At 44.4% G+C, this 16,156-nt stretch carries 17 protein-coding genes; 9 read left to right on the top strand and 8 right to left on the bottom strand.

The genetic code is table 11. The features are described 5' to 3' along the window. Positions 1-10 precede the first annotated feature (10 nt). Positions 11-904, top strand: coding sequence for a LysR family transcriptional regulator (locus AC0YOD_RS08420; protein ID WP_475798827.1), 894 nt, complete (start codon positions 11-13; stop codon positions 902-904). Here the strand turns inward: AC0YOD_RS08420 and AC0YOD_RS08415 are convergent, their stop codons facing one another. Continuing rightward, positions 905-1,708, bottom strand: a complete 804-nt coding sequence (locus tag AC0YOD_RS08415) for a carbon-nitrogen family hydrolase (protein WP_475798826.1) — start codon at positions 1,706-1,708, stop codon at positions 905-907. A gap of 121 nt (positions 1,709-1,829) precedes the next feature. Here AC0YOD_RS08415 and AC0YOD_RS08410 point away from each other — a divergent pair, with 121 nt between their 5' ends. From AC0YOD_RS08410 to mtnB, 8 genes are all read left to right on the top strand, one after another. Then, a complete protein-coding gene (locus AC0YOD_RS08410) occupies positions 1,830-2,291 on the top strand; it encodes a hypothetical protein (RefSeq protein WP_475798825.1) in 462 nt (153 codons plus the stop codon). An 83-nt stretch (positions 2,292-2,374) separates the two neighbouring features. Beyond that, positions 2,375-3,565, top strand: a complete 1,191-nt coding sequence (locus tag AC0YOD_RS08405; RefSeq protein ID WP_475798824.1) for an aminotransferase class I/II-fold pyridoxal phosphate-dependent enzyme — start codon at positions 2,375-2,377, stop codon at positions 3,563-3,565. A gap of 338 nt (positions 3,566-3,903) precedes the next feature. Then, a complete protein-coding gene (gene proB, locus AC0YOD_RS08400; RefSeq protein ID WP_475798823.1) occupies positions 3,904-5,010 on the top strand; it encodes a glutamate 5-kinase in 1,107 nt (368 codons plus the stop codon). A gap of 16 nt (positions 5,011-5,026) precedes the next feature. After that, complete coding sequence (locus tag AC0YOD_RS08395; protein WP_475798822.1) at positions 5,027-6,283, top strand: glutamate-5-semialdehyde dehydrogenase; 1,257 nt, start codon at positions 5,027-5,029, stop codon at positions 6,281-6,283. Between the two features lie 53 nt (positions 6,284-6,336). Further along, positions 6,337-7,206: a pyrroline-5-carboxylate reductase gene (gene proC, locus AC0YOD_RS08390; protein ID WP_475798821.1), complete on the top strand. Its 870-nt coding sequence runs from the start codon at positions 6,337-6,339 to the stop codon at positions 7,204-7,206. Continuing rightward, a complete protein-coding gene (locus AC0YOD_RS08385) occupies positions 7,203-8,432 on the top strand; it encodes a 2,3-diketo-5-methylthiopentyl-1-phosphate enolase (RefSeq protein WP_475798820.1) in 1,230 nt (409 codons plus the stop codon). The genes proC and AC0YOD_RS08385 overlap by 4 nt, the downstream gene beginning before the upstream one ends. Then, positions 8,432-9,115, top strand: coding sequence for a 2-hydroxy-3-keto-5-methylthiopentenyl-1-phosphate phosphatase (locus tag AC0YOD_RS08380; RefSeq protein ID WP_475798819.1), 684 nt, complete (start codon positions 8,432-8,434; stop codon positions 9,113-9,115). Before AC0YOD_RS08385 ends, AC0YOD_RS08380 begins: the two co-directional genes overlap by 1 nt. Beyond that, positions 9,112-9,765 carry a methylthioribulose 1-phosphate dehydratase gene (gene mtnB, locus AC0YOD_RS08375; RefSeq protein WP_475798818.1) on the top strand — a complete coding sequence of 218 codons (654 nt, stop codon included), beginning with the start codon at positions 9,112-9,114 and terminating at the stop codon, positions 9,763-9,765. The genes AC0YOD_RS08380 and mtnB overlap by 4 nt, the downstream gene beginning before the upstream one ends. A 79-nt stretch (positions 9,766-9,844) precedes the next feature. Here the strand turns inward: mtnB and AC0YOD_RS08370 are convergent, their stop codons facing one another. The 7 genes from AC0YOD_RS08370 to AC0YOD_RS08340 form a co-directional block, all read right to left on the bottom strand. Next, positions 9,845-10,066: a DUF7336 domain-containing protein gene (locus AC0YOD_RS08370; RefSeq protein ID WP_475798817.1), complete on the bottom strand. Its 222-nt coding sequence runs from the start codon at positions 10,064-10,066 to the stop codon at positions 9,845-9,847. Positions 10,067-10,215: 149 nt separating this feature from the next. Then, positions 10,216-10,998, bottom strand: a complete 783-nt coding sequence (locus AC0YOD_RS08365; RefSeq protein WP_475798816.1) for an alpha/beta fold hydrolase — start codon at positions 10,996-10,998, stop codon at positions 10,216-10,218. Between the two features lie 166 nt (positions 10,999-11,164). After that, complete coding sequence (locus AC0YOD_RS08360) at positions 11,165-11,845, bottom strand: DnaD domain protein (protein WP_475798815.1); 681 nt, start codon at positions 11,843-11,845, stop codon at positions 11,165-11,167. Between the two features lie 25 nt (positions 11,846-11,870). After that, positions 11,871-13,082, bottom strand: a complete 1,212-nt coding sequence (locus AC0YOD_RS08355) for an acetate kinase (protein WP_475798814.1) — start codon at positions 13,080-13,082, stop codon at positions 11,871-11,873. Then, positions 13,082-13,954 (bottom strand): 3-hydroxyacyl-CoA dehydrogenase family protein, encoded by an 873-nt coding sequence (locus AC0YOD_RS08350; RefSeq protein WP_475798813.1) that lies wholly within the window; start codon positions 13,952-13,954, stop codon positions 13,082-13,084. Before AC0YOD_RS08350 ends, AC0YOD_RS08355 begins: the two co-directional genes overlap by 1 nt. A gap of 140 nt (positions 13,955-14,094) precedes the next feature. Continuing rightward, the gene (locus AC0YOD_RS08345; RefSeq protein WP_475798812.1) at positions 14,095-15,588 is read right to left on the bottom strand and encodes an AAA family ATPase; all 1,494 of its coding nucleotides are present in this window, start codon (positions 15,586-15,588) and stop codon (positions 14,095-14,097) included. A gap of 1 nt (position 15,589) precedes the next feature. Next, on the bottom strand, positions 15,590-16,120 hold the full coding sequence (locus AC0YOD_RS08340; protein ID WP_475798811.1) for a hypothetical protein: 531 nt from the start codon (positions 16,118-16,120) through the stop codon (positions 15,590-15,592). Between the last annotated feature and the right edge of the window lie 36 nt (positions 16,121-16,156).

Raw genomic sequence — 16,156 nt, 5'->3', positions numbered from 1 at the left:
GCTCATTGACATGGAACTAAGACAGCTCAATTACGTTATTCAGATCGCTTTGGAGAAAAACTTCTCTCGTGCAGCCGAGAAGCTCCATATCGCGCAGCCTTCGCTTAGTCAGCAGTTGTCTAAGCTAGAGCAAGAGCTTGGTGTTCTGCTTTTCCGACGTACAACCAATTCCGTTGAACTTACGCAAGCCGGACAGGTGTTTATTGATAAATCACAATCCATTTTAGATGCTGTTGAGCAATTAAAACAAGAAATGGACGATATGGCTCAAATGCGCCGCGGCCGGCTAGTAGTCGGAACTCTACCTATTACCGGATCACATATATTGCCGCTCGTGCTTCCTGTATTTGGTGACTTGTTCCCACAAATCGAAATCGTGCTCGTTGAGGATACGACAGCAAAGCTTGAGCAGCTCACTGCGAGCGGCGGTACAGATTTAAGCTTGCTTTCCCTTCCCCTTATAGACAACTCGCTGTCTTGGGAGCCTTTTATGGAAGAAGAAATCTGCCTAGCCGTTCCCCCGCAGCATCCGCTTGCTGCTCGAGAAGGATCGATTGAAATTCCTGAGCTGCGGGATGAGCCCTTTATTGTGCTTAAACGCGGACAAGGTTTTCGTCAGATTACCGTAGACTTATGTGAACAGAAAGGTTTTTCACCGCAAATTGTATTCGAAAGCAGTAATATAGAAACGGTTCAATCCTTAGTGGCCGCTGGTATGGGAATCGCCTTCGTACCGAAAATGCTGACTCGCGCCAAAGGATCTGAATTCGCTCCAGCCTATTTGCAGCTTTCTACGAAGCCGACAAGGACGCTAGTAATCGCAAGCCGCAAGGGCAGATACCTCTCCAAAGCGGCTGTTGCTTTTATCCAAACCTTGAACCAAACGATGAATAACTTTCGTTAACTAATTTTCATATAGTGTTGGTCTGCGATCTTCAAATACTGGGATTTTGGCACGAACCGCATCTACGAGTGATAAGTCGATATCTGCGAACAGAATCGTTTCTTCTTCACCAGCCTCTGCAATAATTTCTCCCCAAGGATCAAGAACGAGGGAATGACCGAAGAAATGTGAATCGCCGCTCGTTCCCATCCGATTGCATGCGATGACAAACATTTGATTTTCAATGGCACGCGCAGTAAGAAGTGTGCGCCAATGATGAAGGCGCGGATGCGGCCATTCTGCTGGAACAAACAGCAGTTTGGCACCTTCCAGCGCCAGCTTTCGAGCTAGCTCAGGGAATCGAATGTCATAGCAAATCATCATTCCCGCCTGAGCGCCTTCAATTTCCAGCTTACCAAGCTTGTCCCCTGCTACTAAGTATTTTTCCTCTTCCATCAATCGAAATAAATGTATTTTCGAATAGTCGGCCACCCTATTTCCATCACGATCGAATGCATAGATCGTATTACGCACATCACTTTCTTTCAACTCAGCAATCGATCCGCCTATAATATGAACCCCATGCTTTTTACTGAATGCAGAAAGAAAGGCTATTGTACGCTCCCCATTGGGATCTGCTAATGTTTGAATTTCTGATAAGGCATAACCTGTATTCCACATTTCAGGAAACATGATCACATCGGGCTTTACAACACCGCTAACCGCTTCATCCAGCATGGAGCTTAACTTCGCGAAATTCACTTCTGGATTTCCAGCTTCTATATTCATTTGCAGCAATGCAAGTCGTAATTTATTGATCATCATACTGCGTTCCTCCCCAATTAGCTTTTTTTCCTAATGATACCGTCTCATGGTTCAGTGTCAAGATGGGAACTGTAATGGAGAAGCCTTTCCCACTTTACGATGAAAAAGGAGAATGTCCGTTATGCTTCCCAAAAGATTAACCGCGATGTTTATTGCTTTCTTTACCTTATTTGTATTTTCACAAGCTGCAGCCGCTCATCCTGCTGGAACAGAGCCTGCATCCGAAACGACATTGAAGCCTGTTCAGGTTTTTGATGTCGCAGCCGGGAAAATAATTAAAACCATTCCTAATGATGCAGCCATACAAGCCCAAGCGATCACTTGGTTAGGCTCTATAACTGGACTAGCCCCCCAAGTTTCCAATGACGAGAGCTGCAGCTATGTTTACCGCGTTCCGCTGCAGAAAACAGTAACAGTTAAATCAAAGGATATCTCAGTAACTTCTGACGATGTCTTCCTGTTCAGCTGCAAGGATAAACCACCGATGCTGCTCATGTTTGATGATAAGCGCAGACCTTTTCTGTTTCTCTTCAAAGCGGATATTCAACCCTTTATAAAGCTTGTTGGTATACCTGCTTCTTAACAGGCACTCTTCTCATCCACTCACATTCATGCTACATTAATGCTACTGTATAGATAGCGATTTTGTCATGTGGAGTGTGAAGTATGAATACGCAAATCAGTCAACACCCTATTCAACCTGCGGATCGGATGAATATCCTGCCGACGCAATTTTTTGCCAAGCTGGTTGCCAAAGCTAATGCGCAAACAGCCAAAGGACATGATGTAATCAATTTGGGACAAGGCAATCCGGACCAGCCGACCCCTCCCCATATTGTTGCTCAGCTGCAGGAAGCTGCTGCTAATCCCTTGTACCACAAGTATCCGCCCTTTCACGGCTACCCTTTTCTTAAGGAAGCTGTAGCAAAGCGCTACAAGGAAGATTATGATGTTGATCTTGATCCGACCACTGAAGTTGCGATACTATTTGGCGGAAAAACAGGATTAGTTGAAATAAGTCAATGCTTACTTAACCCAGGGGATGTTTGCCTAGTACCTGATCCCGGCTATCCTGACTACTGGTCCGGCGTAGCACTGGCAGGAGCAGAAATGTCTTTTATGCCTTTGACCGAAGAAAACAGCTATTTACCTAATTATGAAGCTATTAGTCCTGAATTGCTGCAAAGGGCAAAGCTCATGTTTATGAACTACCCTAATAACCCAACCGGAGCGGTAGCAAATGCTGAGTTTTATGCTCAAACCGTTGAATTTGCAAGGGAACACGGAATTGTTGTAGCAAGTGATTTTGCTTATGGAGCTATAGGCTTTGATGGAAATCAACCTATCAGTTTCTTGCAGACACCTGGCGCGAAAGAAGTCGGTGTTGAATTCTATACATTATCCAAAACCTATAATATGGCTGGTTGGCGAGTGGGCTTTGCCATTGGCAATGCTGAAATCGTCAGACTTATTAACCTGATCCAGGATCATTATTACTGCAGCTTATTTGGCGGCATACAGGAAGCTGCTGCACTCGCACTGACGGGTCCTCAGCAATGTGTTGCAGATTTAAAAGCCATGTATGAAAGCAGACGAAATGCTTTATTTTCCGCATTAGATCGTATCGGCTGGAAAGCTGCTAAGCCTGGAGGCTCTTTCTTCTGCTGGCTGCCCGTACCTTCCGGTCATACTTCTGAATCATTCGCTGATTTATTGTTGCAGGAAGCTCATGTGGTTGTAGCACCAGGAGTAGGCTTCGGCACACACGGCGAGGGCTATGTGCGACTTGGTTTACTAACAGATGAAGCACGTCTTCAAGAGGCTGTTGAACGGATTGGAAAGCTTAATTTATTTTAGTTGAAATCCAGCCGTTTGCCTTGCTTTACAGAGGTTTAGGATCATGATATGCTTAGAAGAATTGAACATGAAACGTGATGACGGGACTAGTAAGCATGCAGGGTCGCGATCAGAGAGTAAATTCCATGGGCTGTAAGAATTTACCGAAGGCCGCTTGCTGAACCTACCTCCGAGCGGCCGGCTATGAACCGGACAGCGCCTTCTGTTATAGGCTTAAGCTGGATGATCTTCTTTGCGTTGATCATCAACAAAGGTGGTACCGCGGAAGCAGAGACTTTCGTCCTTTATGGACGGGAGTCTTTTTGTTGTCACGAAACAAGCATAGGATGGGATTAATGATGTCTGAACGTGTAGTCATAAAAATTGGCAGCAGCTCTCTTACGTCTGAAGAAGGTGGATTAAACCGCGAGCGTATTCAGTATTTCGCAGCTGAGCTTGCTTCCCTGCATCAAAAAGGTGATGGTGTTATGCTCGTCACATCTGGAGCAGTTGCCGCTGGTTTTCGTCAAATTGGGTATACAGCAAAACCAAAGCTCGTACACGAGAAGCAAGCAGCCGCTGCTGTTGGTCAAGCGCTGCTTATGCAAGCCTATGAAGAAGCTTTCAATAAATATGGCATTGTTGCTGCTCAAATCTTACTCACGCGAGCTGATTTTTCGAACCGACGCCGCATTCAAAATGCTTTAATGACCATTGAAGAACTGCTCAGGCTTCGAATCATCCCGATTATTAATGAAAATGATACGGTAGCTACTGACGAGCTCGTGCCAAAATTCGGCGACAACGATAATCTTTCCGCACTTGTTGCAGCAATGACCAAAGCAGCTAAGCTGATTATCATTACGGACATGGATGGTTTGTACACCGAAGACCCTCGTAAAAATCCGCATGCTGTTAAAATCGATCGTGTAAACTTGATTTCGGAAGAAATTATGAAGCTTGCCGGAGGCGCTGGTTCTTCTGTCGGTACAGGCGGAATGCGCTCTAAAATTGAGGCTGCACGAATTGCCATGCGAGGCGGCGTTCATGCTTTTATCGGAAAAGTGCAGCAAGAAGGTGATCTTAACCTTGCTGTTGCAGGCAATGGCAAGGGCACCTACTTTGATACGGAGCGTGACAGCTTACCGATGAAGAAGCAGTGGTTAGGCTTCCACTCCATGCCGCAAGGTCGTATTACGGTCGATGACGGCGCAGTGACTGCCTTGTTGGAAGGCGGCAAGAGCCTCCTACCTGCTGGGGTTACGGACACGCAAGGCGATTTCAATCCTGGCGATGTCGTAGAGGTCATTAACAAGCTCGGTGTAATACTAGGCAGAGGAGTCGTTAATTATGCAGCATGGCAAGTGCAAGCAGTGGCAGGATTAACGACTCAGGAAGTCATGCGCCGTGTTGACGTTTCTCATATTGAGGTCATTCATCGTGACGAATGGATTTCATTAAAATAATAAGGAGGATTACGACATGACTATTATTAGTGAAGTGAGACAAAAAGCAACTTTAGCAAAACAGGCATCGACGATTATGAATACGTTGACTTCAGATCAAAAAAATACAGCTCTTATACATATGGCAAATGCCTTGCTGGATCAACAGGCTGCCATCATAGCTGCAAATAACTTGGATATTGAACGAGGACGCGAGCAAGGAACTAGCCCTTCTCTGCTGGATCGACTCGCTCTAAACAGCGACCGTGTTGCTGCAATTGCTGAGGGCTTGCGCCAAATCGTTGATCTGCCAGATCCAGTTGGAGAACTGCTCGAACAATTCAACCGTCCTAACGGCCTTAAGGTAGAAAAGGTAAGAGTACCACTTGGCGTTATAGGAATGATATATGAAGCCCGTCCTAATGTTACAGTAGATGCAGCAGGACTTTGCTTGAAGACAGGCAACAGTGTCGTCCTTCGCGGCGGTTCTGCAGCGCTTGAATCCAATCGCAAAATCGTTGAGATTTTAAAGACTGCACTTCAACAAACCGATATGCCAGCTGAAGCTATTCAGCTAATTGAAGATTCTGATCGCGCATCTGTTAATGAGATGCTGAAGCTGAACGGCTTGCTTGATGTAGTCATCCCGCGCGGAGGGGCTTCACTTATTCGCAATGTCGTTGAGAATGCGACTGTCCCAGTTATTGAAACAGGCGCAGGCATTTGCCATACCTTTGTTGATGCAAGTGCAGATTACGATATGGCGGCAGACATTGCTTTTAACGCAAAGGTTCAACGTCCCTCTGTATGTAATTCCATGGAAACTCTTCTTCTTCATGAAGCATTTGCAGAGAAATATTTTGATAAGCTAGCTGATCGATTTATCAAAGCAAACGTAGAGCTACGGGGTTGTGAACGCACTCTCGCTTTACTTCCAACCGCAAAGCCTGCTACCGATGAGGATTATAGCACAGAGTACAATGATTACATTATGAATATTCGCATCGTTTCAAATCTTGAAGAAGCACTCGATCACATTCGCCGCTTCAGCACGAAGCATTCTGAATGTATTGTAACCGAAGATAAGCAAAATGCTGATCGTTTTATTCAAGACGTTGATGCTGCTGCGGTTTATCATAATGCTTCCACTCGCTTCACTGACGGCTTTGAATTCGGATTTGGCGCTGAGATCGGCATCAGCACGCAAAAGCTTCATGCTCGCGGACCAATGGGTCTCCCAGCACTAACATCTATGAAATATCGTATCTACGGGAATGGACAAATAAGGGGTTAAGCTTACCCCTCATTTCTACGACAATCAATCCTATAAAATGGAGGAATACAACAATGTCCCTAGTAACGCAAAACGGTATCCAATCCCTTCAACTTTGCTTCTACGGTGCTGGCTCAATGGCCGAGGCAGTTGCAAAAGGATTAATTAATGAGAAACTGGTCGATGCCAGCCGCATATCTATGCTAAATCGTCAAAACGAGGAACGTCTTAACGAGCTGCATAAAGCTTATGGCGTTCAAACCGTAATTCAAGGCACTAGCAAAGAAGAATATTTACGTCATTCCGACATCATCTTCCTAGCTATGAAACCCAAAGATGCAGCTGAAGCTATTGCTGCCATCAAGCCTTTTATCCATTCCAATCAACTCATTATTTCATTCATCGCCGGCTTGTCAATCAACGCGATTGAACAGCTGCTGGGTGGCTCGTTTCCAATCGTACGATCAATGCCAAATACTTCATCAACCATTGGTCTTGGGGTAACCGGCATAAGCTATTCCGAGAATGTAACCTCACAGCAAAAGCTGCTTACAGAAGCGATTTTCAAATCCGTAGGTATTAACGCAGTCGTCGATGAGTCTCTTCAGCAGGCGATAACTGGAGTTTCCGGCAGCGGTCCTGCTTACGTATATTATTTCATGGAATCTATGATCGAAGCAGCCAAGGGGCTTGGATTAGCATCTGATGAAGCAAAAGAGCTTGTCGTTCAAACTGTTCTTGGCGCTGCAGAAATGGTACGAGCAACAGGTGAAGAGCCTGCGGAGCTTAGACGAAAGGTCACCTCGCCAAACGGAACAACTCAAGCAGCAATTGAAATGATGCAACAAAATGGTTTCTCTGAAACAATCATTAAAGCGGTCAATCGGTCAGCCGAGCGTGCTGGTGAGCTGGGTGCTGCTATTGAAAGGAGCATAAACGAATGATCGGCATGTGTATTGCAACTTACCGTTCCTATGATGATAATGCTGATTTCAACAAAAAGGCACTCTCAATCGCCGTTGGTTTAACGGTAGGCAGCTGGACAGAGCTTCCTGAAGCCCAGAAGGCTGATATGGAGAAGCATCTAGGTAAAGTATTATCAATCCAAGTTCATGAGCCGGAAAATGCTGCTCCAGGCGAACGTTATGCCGATATTCAAATTGCTTACCCGGATATTAACTTCAGCCGTGATCTGCCGGCTTTGCTCGTTACCGTATTCGGCAAGCTCTCCATGGATGGCAAGATCAAGCTACTTGATCTTGATGTATCAGAGACATTCGCTTCCGCATTCCCTGGTCCAAAATTCGGGCTAAACGGCGTTCGCGATCTCTTAGGTGTACATGATCGTCCATTGCTCATGAGTATTTTCAAATCCGTAGTTGGTTACGATCTTGCTAATCTGCAGGATCAGTTCTACAAGCAAGCTTTGGGCGGTGTAGATCTAATCAAGGATGACGAAATTTTGTTTGAAAATCCGCTTACACCGCTGGAGAAGCGTGTGGAGGCATGTATGGATGCAGCACGCCGCGCTGAAGCAGAAACAGGTCAAAAGCTGCTTTACGCTGTTAATTTAACGGGGCCAACATCTCAGCTTGCTGCTAATGCTCGAAAAGCAATTAATGCCGGCGCTAATGCATTGTTGTTCAATGTGCTTGCTTATGGCTATGATGTTTTACATGAACTAAGCAGCGACAAATCCATAAATGTTCCGATAGCAGCACATCCAGCTATGGCTGGAGCGATGTATCCATCGCCTCATTATGGCATCTCAGCATCCCTTCTTTTGGGCAAGCTCATGCGTCTTGCTGGAGCTGATCTTGTGCTTTTCCCATCGCCATACGGTTCTGTTGTTATGCCAAAAGAAGAAAATTTAGCAGTTAAAGATGCTTTACTTGCTCCGCTGCATGGTTTGCGGACTAGCTTCCCAGTCCCTTCAGCCGGTATTCATCCAGGTCTAGTTCCGCTAATTTTGAAGGACTTCGGCACAGACGTTGTTGTAAACGCAGGCGGGGGCATACATGGTCATCCCATGGGTACTGCAGCAGGCGGACAAGCATTCCGCCAGGCTATTGCAGCTACGTTGAGCGGTGTTTCACTGCGAGATGCAGCCGCACAAGCGGGTAATGAACCGCTGCAAGCTGCGATTAACGCATGGGGGATCAAAGAATAATGACAGACAACCATACAGCTAAGAAACGCATCGTGTTTTGTGATTTTGACGGAACGATTACGGTGAATGACAATATTATTGCGATTATCAAACATTTTAATCCAGATGGCTGGGAGAAAATTGCAGAAAGAACGATTTCGCAAGAAATCACAATTAAGGATGGAGTTACACAATTATTCCGTCTCCTCCCTGCATCTCTTCATAAGGAAATTGTTGAATTCGGAATTTCAAATGCTCGTATCCGTGATGGATTTTCCGACTTTCTTGCTTATTGCAAAGAAGAGGAAATTCAGCTGTTAGTAACGAGCGGCGGCATTGATTTTTTTGTTCATCCTATCTTGAAAGCATTTGATATTCCTGCTGAACAAATCTATTGCAACAGCAGTGATTTTAGCGGTGAACGCGTTGAAATTTTATGGCCGAATCCATGCGATGAGCATTGTACGAATGATTGCGGCATGTGTAAGACAACGATCATGCGTTGTTTCCCTGCTGATGAATACGAACGCATCATTATTGGTGACAGCGTCACTGATTTTGAAGGCGCCAAGCTTGCGGATGTCGTATTCTCCCGTTCTCACTTAACGGTAAAATGCAAGGAGCTTGGGCTCCCGCATCATGAATATGAAACCTTCCATGATATCATTAACTATATGAATGCCGAAAGGACGACTTCAAAATGAGTTTTCAACAAATCGCACTAGAGGACAAACAACGCGCGTTAGCGGAACTGCGTGACGTAAAAGAATTATTTGCATCACGCGGCTGGTTCCCTGGCACAAGCGGCAACTTATCTGTAAGAGTTGGTGACTATAAGGCTGATGAATTCCATTTTGCGGTTACAGCCAGCGGCAAGGACAAAACCGTTCATACACCAGAGGATTATTTGTTCGTCGATCAAGAAGGCAAACCATGTGAGACAACTCGTCTTAAACCGTCTGCTGAAACGCTGATTCACTGTGAAATATACAAGCTAACTGGCGCTGGAGCCATCTTCCATATTCATTCTGTCTATAACAGTGTCATTTCTGAATACTTCTGGGATCGCAGATCAGTGCCCGTTGAGGGCGTTGAGTTGATCAAGGGCTTTAACATTTGGGACGAAGAAGCACAAATCGAAATTCCTATCGTCTCAAACTTTGCTCATATCCCTTCTATCGTGCCTGAGATTACAGATCGCATCATTCCAAACATCCCAGGTATTTTGCTTCGCAAGCACGGTATTTACGCTTGGGGCGCTAACGCATTTGAAGCGAAACGCCATCTTGAAGCATTCGAATTTATTTTCGAATACGTATACAAGCTTGAGCTTCTAAAAAGCGGCAAGCATTAATTCCTACTCATTACTTAACAAAAAAAGAGCAATCCAAAACGGTAGTCCGTTTGGGATTGCTCTTTTTCACTCTTATTCCCTATATAAATCCTTCCTTCCAATGTTCTTGATCAAGCGTATATTCATCTAAATAAAAGCAATCGATTGGATGTTCTTTGAATCCGGGCAGCCGCTTAAGTTTTTCAATTATCTGCTCTGCCTTTTGACGTGATGAGAAAATTCCAATTATTTTGGTTTCTTCGATAATCTCGCCCTGATGCTTCCAATTATAGCTATGTTGCAACAAAAATGCTGATCGCATCGTATTCATCCTCCAAAAGCTCTTCACACTTCACACTTAATCCCTTTAAAGTGTTCTTTTTTATAATTGTATACATGCTTTTTCATGTCAACAAGCATCCTATCTCTACCTTGCCTGTATTCGAATGACTTTATCCACTGCGGAAAAAATTATCCTATAAATTGTACCAATAATTGATTGAATCGGTCACGTTCTTCCCAGAATGCACCATGGCCGCTAAATTGAAAAGGTACAAGCTGTGAATTTTTGATTAGCTTATTTGTTTCCTGACCTCTTGCAAAAGGAACGATCTTATCGTGGATGCCATGTACTATTAAAGTAGGAACGAAAATCTTCGGCAAATCATTATATACATTCTCATCTCTAAGCATTTTTATTATGGCAGCTGTCGACCATCCTGCTGCCTCTATACACATTTGAAAAAACCAATCTGAGAATCGTTCGGTAATATACTGGAAGAAAAAAAGATCCGTAATCCCTTGCAGCATTTTAGGCCGATCATTCGCATTTTCAGCAAGGAGACCTGCAGCCGTTTCTTTAGTCATCCCAATTGGAGATGCAGCATCTATGAGAATGAGCTTAGAAACGCCGTATTCATCATATCTAGCCATATATCGAATGGCAATCGCTCCCCCAGTTGAGTGAGCCGCTATCGCGAAGTTCTCTAATTTCAGCGCATCAACTACCGCACGAACATCATCTGCCAATCTGTCATAATTGTAGCCGTCGAATGGTTTATCAGAATTCCCGAAGCCCCTCCAATCCATGCCAATGCATCGAAATCCCATAGCTGGGAGCACATCAAACTGATATTCAAACTGCTTATGACTTAATGGCCATCCATGAATAAATAGAATGGTTTTATTTCCCTCTGGATTTATATCCTCAATAAATACATTAACACCCGGCTCAACCGTAACAAAGTATCCCATACCGTTTCATCCTCTCCTATACGCATCACTTAGGTATATGAAGAGAATAAGCATATCTTTCCCAATCACAGAATCGTTGAAATATTTTTAACATATGGCTCTATAAATTGTTCGCGTTTTTAAAAGTTAATTTACAGAAGACAACAAAAAAGCTAAGCCTATCGGCTTAGCTTCTTCCTCCTCGGAACTTTTGCGAATGAGCTCGGGCTTCATCTGCATTCGTTACACGATTGCGGCTCCATTCAATCAATATTCGGTCAATGTACCTCAGACTTAGCTTGCCTGCGAACACCGCTTCTTTGAGTGCAAACCGTATGATCTCATCCGTATAGCGGTCTTCATCAAGCCAGCCAGAGATTGTCTCACATTCCATAGGCGATAACAACCGTCCAAGCTCCTGCTCGAACACACTAAACAGGTCTGATGTAGAAGCAGCATGAGGCTTCTGCGGCTGTCTTTCAGCCTTCTTCAGCTCGCGCTTTTGCTCGGCTGTTAATTGTGCTGCCTTCAGCAGCCAGCCGCTCCAATTATAACGTTCTGACTGCATGCCCGTTCCGCTGTCCACATACTCATCAATTGTCAGGAAATCATCCTTCATTAATCGACCGAGTGTTTGTCCTACGACTCGAACGGAAAGTCCCATCCGATCAGCAAGCTCCTCTGGTGTCGGAAAATCATTCAAATCCGCTTCCATATATACCATGATCTGCAGCAGCAGCATCGCTTCCGTATCCGACAAATCAAGCTGGCGGTATGTGCGCAGCAGCATAGCCGACACATGCACACCGCCTTCCTGCAGCGCAGCTGCCATCCCGTGCGAATACGCCTTCCAAATCTCGTTGTTCAATGCCTGCTGCCTCCTATATTAATCGTTATTGCACTTCAGCATGCTTTGCTAGCCTATACGTATCTCTTGCGATTAGAAGCTCTTCATTCGTTGGAACGACAAGCACTTTAATGCGGGAAGCATCCGTAGATATGACCCGCGCTTCCTTGCTCCGCTCCGCATTTCGAGTCTCATCCAGCTCGATGCCAAGGAATGAGATGCCTTCGCATACCGCCTTGCGGAAAATGACCGAATTCTCGCCTACGCCAGCTGTGAACACAAGTGTATCCAATCCGTTCATTGCCGCAGCATAAGCACCAATGTACTTTCTCATGCGATACGTATACATGTCAAATGCTAGCTTAGCGTTCTTGTCTCCATCACTCATCGCTTCTGTTACCTCGCGCATATCACTGCTGAGTCCTGATACAGCCAACATGCCGCTATGTTTGTTAAGCATAGAATTAACTTCATTCAAAGTCAATTCTTCTTTGTTCATAACATAAGGTACGATAGCTGGATCCAAATCACCGCTTCTCGTCCCCATCATGAGACCCTCAAGCGGTGTCATTCCCATACTCGTATCCAGTGATTTGGCATCTTTAATAGCTGCCAGACTCGCTCCGTTTCCGATATGACAAGTGATCATTTTAAGCGATTCGAGCGGTTTTCTCAAAAATTCTGCAGCTTGCTGACTTACATAAGAATGAGATGTTCCATGAAAACCGTATCTGCGTACTTTATGACGGCGATATAAGACCGTTGGAATCGGATACAAATAAGATGTATTAGGCATTGTTTGGTGAAAAGCAGTGTCAAACACAACAACTTGCGGCACATGCGGCAAATTCGCTTCGACGGCTGTAATCCCCATCATATGAGCGGGATTATGCAAGGGAGCTAGGTCAAATAGTCTCCGAATTTCATCTTTTACATCTTTTGTTACAAGAACCGAGCTGCTGAACACCTCGCCGCCATGTACCACTCGATGCCCGACGGCATCGATCTCTTCCATTTTTCCCAATGCTCCAAATTCTGGATGAATCAACATGTCACAAACACGTTTAACGGCTGTCACATGATCTAAAATGTCACTTACTTCTCGAACTTCAGTATTATTTACAGGCTTGTGAGTAATAATGGATGCATCCATTCCTATTCTTTCCACGTAACCGCTTGCAAGCACCGACTCATTCAACATATTATAGAGTTGGTATTTTAAAGAAGAACTTCCCGCATTAATGACAAGTACTTTCATTAGACTCGATCTCCATCCTTATCGTATTTAAAGAAGCCGATGCCCGTTTTCACACCAAGATGTCCCGCTCGCACCATTTTTTTGAGGACGATAGATGGACGGTACTTCAGCTCTCCATATTCACGGAACATGCGCTCTAACGCAGCAAGTACGGAATCTAGGCCGAAGCGGTCGCACATTTCAAATGGACCATGCTGGAATGAATAACCGATTCGCATTGCGTTATCGATATCTTCTGCAGATGCAACGCCTTCTTCAAGAACATGCAGCGCTTCATTAATAAACAAGCAAATGAGGCGTGAAGTTACGAAGCCAGGGGATTCAAAAACCATTACCCCTTTCTTTTGTATCGTATCTTCAACGAAATTTTTCGTGCTTATAAAGGTATCCTCTGATGTTTTCAGGCCGCGGACAATTTCAACAAGATCAATCTTGAATACTGGATATATGAAATGCATCCCAATCACTCGTTCGGGACGCTGCGTAACACTTGCCAGCTCAGTCAAACTTAGTGTGGATGTGTTGCTTGCCAAAATAACTTCTGGTCCGCAAATACGATCAATCATTTCGAAAACAGTCTTTTTACTCTCCAAATCCTCCGTAATGGATTCAATAACAAGCTCACAATCTGCAAGCTTCTCATAGCTAAGAGTAGGCTCAATTCTCGTCAGAACAAGCTTCTTCTCCGCTTTCGTAAGCGCCCATTTCTCGATCTGCTTGTCCAGACTGGTTTCAATCATATCAATAGCGTAATCAAGCCGCTCCTGGGAACACTCGATCATAATAACCTCTAAACCTTTTGAAGCCAGCATCTCGGCGATACCCTGCCCCATTGTTCCTGCTCCAACTACTCCAACTGTTTTTATATTCAATGCTGATGTCTCCTTTGGTGTGGTGTTAACCCCTTATAACCTATTGAGAAATAATAACTAGAGAAGCCTTTCATTTCTATTATAACTAATTTCAAAAAAAATAGAAGACAGACCCAAGGTCCGCCTTCTAATTGTAATATTTACGCTGCTGTATACTTCGTTAATAATTTTCTAAACTGATCGCCGCTTAGCGTCTCTTCAACCAATAAAGTCTCCAGAGATTCCGTGAAAACCATACGCTTTTGCTCTAACATCGCTTTAGTTTGAACCATGAGCTCATCGAGAATTGTTCGGTTTATTTGCGCCCACGCTTCCTTTGTCATCATGGAGGAGTCAATAATTCCGAGCTCAGTTAACCCAGATTCTACCAGCGTTTTGACAATATTTATGGATTGTTCAAAATCTCCTCGGGAGCCCGTGCTTCTGCCGCCATAAAACATTTCCTCTGCAGCAGCTCCGCCCAATGCGATCATAATTTGCTCATCCAAAAAAGACTTTGTATATAAATATTGATCCGCTTGCGGATTATGACGAACATAACCGAGCGCTTTACCGCGCGGAGACAAGGCAACCATCGATACGCTTCCAGGACGCACAAGCTCGGCCATAATGGCATGTCCAAGCTCATGAAGCGCCACCCGCTCTCGTTCTTCCTTCGTGGATTCCCGATCCGTCTTTTCACCCATCATAACCTTATCAATAGCCATCGTCATATGCCGCTCGGTAACCGCATCACTCTCATCACGAAGCGCATAAATAGCTGCTTCATTCATTACACTCTCCAACTGCGCACCTGAGAAGCCGAAAGATTCCGTTGCAATACGATCCAAATTGACATCCTTCGCAATTGGCTTATTGGTTGCGTGTATGTTCAAAATATGCAATCTGCCTTTCTTATCAGGCAAATCAACCTCTATTTGACGATCAAAACGTCCTGGACGCAGAAGTGCGCCATCCAGCATTTCTTTGCGATTTGTCGCGGCTATCAATAAAATACGCGGTGATTCATTTCCGTGAATGCCATCCATTTCTGTTAATAGCTGATTAAGCGTTTGATCATATTCTCGTTGTTGACCGCCATCACGCTTTCCACCAATCACATCAATCTCATCTATGAAAATAACAGCACTGCTTTTTCCAGCCTTTGTCGCTTTCGTACGTGCTTCTTTAAACAACTCACGAACACGGCCTGCACCTACACCAACATACATTTCAACAAATTCACTGCCTGAAGCTGCTAAATAAATAGAATCTGTATATTGGGCAGCAGCCTTAGCCAGTAATGTCTTGCCTGTGCCTGGAGGACCTGACAGCAAAATTCCTTTAAGCGGACGAATGCCCAGCTTAGCAATTCGCTCTTGGTGCACTAGAAAATCCAATGCCTCTACAAGCTCCTGTTTTGCTCGGTCCTGCCCTCCGATTTGTTCAAAGGTAAAGGATACCGATTTGCCATTAGAACGCCTTTGCTGCCTTGGCAGAGCGGTTAGCTTCCCTCTGCTTCGTGCTGCATAGAGAAGTGTACCGACTAATGCAGCGATGAGAATAACTGGTGTCACATTTTTTCCAATATAAATTAAAAAAGCCAAAAGAACAGGAATGGTTCCAATCGCAATTTCCGGCAAGTATTTGCGCATATTACCATGCCTCCAATTTTCCTGGTGTCCGCGGCAATACTACATATTTAACTGCTTCTTTATTTTTAATCGTTATATATACATTCGTATCATCCATCTCGGTTGAGATGCTTACTTCTTTGTGTAGTTTGGCAACATCATTCATTGCTGAAGGTATATCGGAATAAGCTTTGGTTTCCATTGCCTCTGCAACTTTAAATAAAGATGCATACCATAAGTCATCCAACTGCTTGCTTGTTTCTGACTTAATATCGAGCTTTAATTTTCGATCTGCAAATACACTTTTGTCGCTCGCCTTAATCGCTTCATAAATCTCCCTCACATTTGCATCAGGAGCCAATACAACTTCAATCGCGACCTCATTGCCGTTTATCACGGGCTTTGTCGAGGAGACGACACCATCTATTTGATTAAAAGCCTGCTTCAAAGGAGCAGCAATAGCCACTTGATTATATATTGTCCATCCGCCAAACAGCACAATAGCACTAATGCTAGCAACTACTATAATAGGAATTACACGTAATTTCTTCATTAGTCAGATGCCTCCCACAGATATATATGTTATTTG

The sequence above is a fragment of the Paenibacillus sp. J31P13 genome (genome assembly GCF_056269295.1).
The sequence above is the reverse complement of the archived record's forward strand: the minus strand, read 5'-3'. Positions and strand labels throughout refer to the sequence as shown.

Coding starts and splice junctions, on each gene's coding strand:
- mtnB (WP_475798818.1), top strand. CDS start 9,112: ATGAGTTTTCAACAAATCGCACTAGAGGACAAACAACGCGCGTTAGCG.
- AC0YOD_RS08355 (WP_475798814.1), bottom strand. CDS start 13,082: ATGAAAGTACTTGTCATTAATGCGGGAAGTTCTTCTTTAAAATACCAA.
- AC0YOD_RS08405 (WP_475798824.1), top strand. CDS start 2,375: ATGAATACGCAAATCAGTCAACACCCTATTCAACCTGCGGATCGGATG.
- AC0YOD_RS08420 (WP_475798827.1), top strand. CDS start 11: ATGGAACTAAGACAGCTCAATTACGTTATTCAGATCGCTTTGGAGAAA.
- AC0YOD_RS08395 (WP_475798822.1), top strand. CDS start 5,027: ATGACTATTATTAGTGAAGTGAGACAAAAAGCAACTTTAGCAAAACAG.
- AC0YOD_RS08370 (WP_475798817.1), bottom strand. CDS start 10,066: ATGCGATCAGCATTTTTGTTGCAACATAGCTATAATTGGAAGCATCAG.
- AC0YOD_RS08380 (WP_475798819.1), top strand. CDS start 8,432: ATGACAGACAACCATACAGCTAAGAAACGCATCGTGTTTTGTGATTTT.
- AC0YOD_RS08385 (WP_475798820.1), top strand. CDS start 7,203: ATGATCGGCATGTGTATTGCAACTTACCGTTCCTATGATGATAATGCT.
- AC0YOD_RS08365 (WP_475798816.1), bottom strand. CDS start 10,998: ATGGGATACTTTGTTACGGTTGAGCCGGGTGTTAATGTATTTATTGAG.
- proB (WP_475798823.1), top strand. CDS start 3,904: ATGTCTGAACGTGTAGTCATAAAAATTGGCAGCAGCTCTCTTACGTCT.
- AC0YOD_RS08340 (WP_475798811.1), bottom strand. CDS start 16,120: ATGAAGAAATTACGTGTAATTCCTATTATAGTAGTTGCTAGCATTAGT.
- proC (WP_475798821.1), top strand. CDS start 6,337: ATGTCCCTAGTAACGCAAAACGGTATCCAATCCCTTCAACTTTGCTTC.
- AC0YOD_RS08410 (WP_475798825.1), top strand. CDS start 1,830: ATGCTTCCCAAAAGATTAACCGCGATGTTTATTGCTTTCTTTACCTTA.
- AC0YOD_RS08415 (WP_475798826.1), bottom strand. CDS start 1,708: ATGATGATCAATAAATTACGACTTGCATTGCTGCAAATGAATATAGAA.
- AC0YOD_RS08345 (WP_475798812.1), bottom strand. CDS start 15,588: ATGCGCAAATACTTGCCGGAAATTGCGATTGGAACCATTCCTGTTCTT.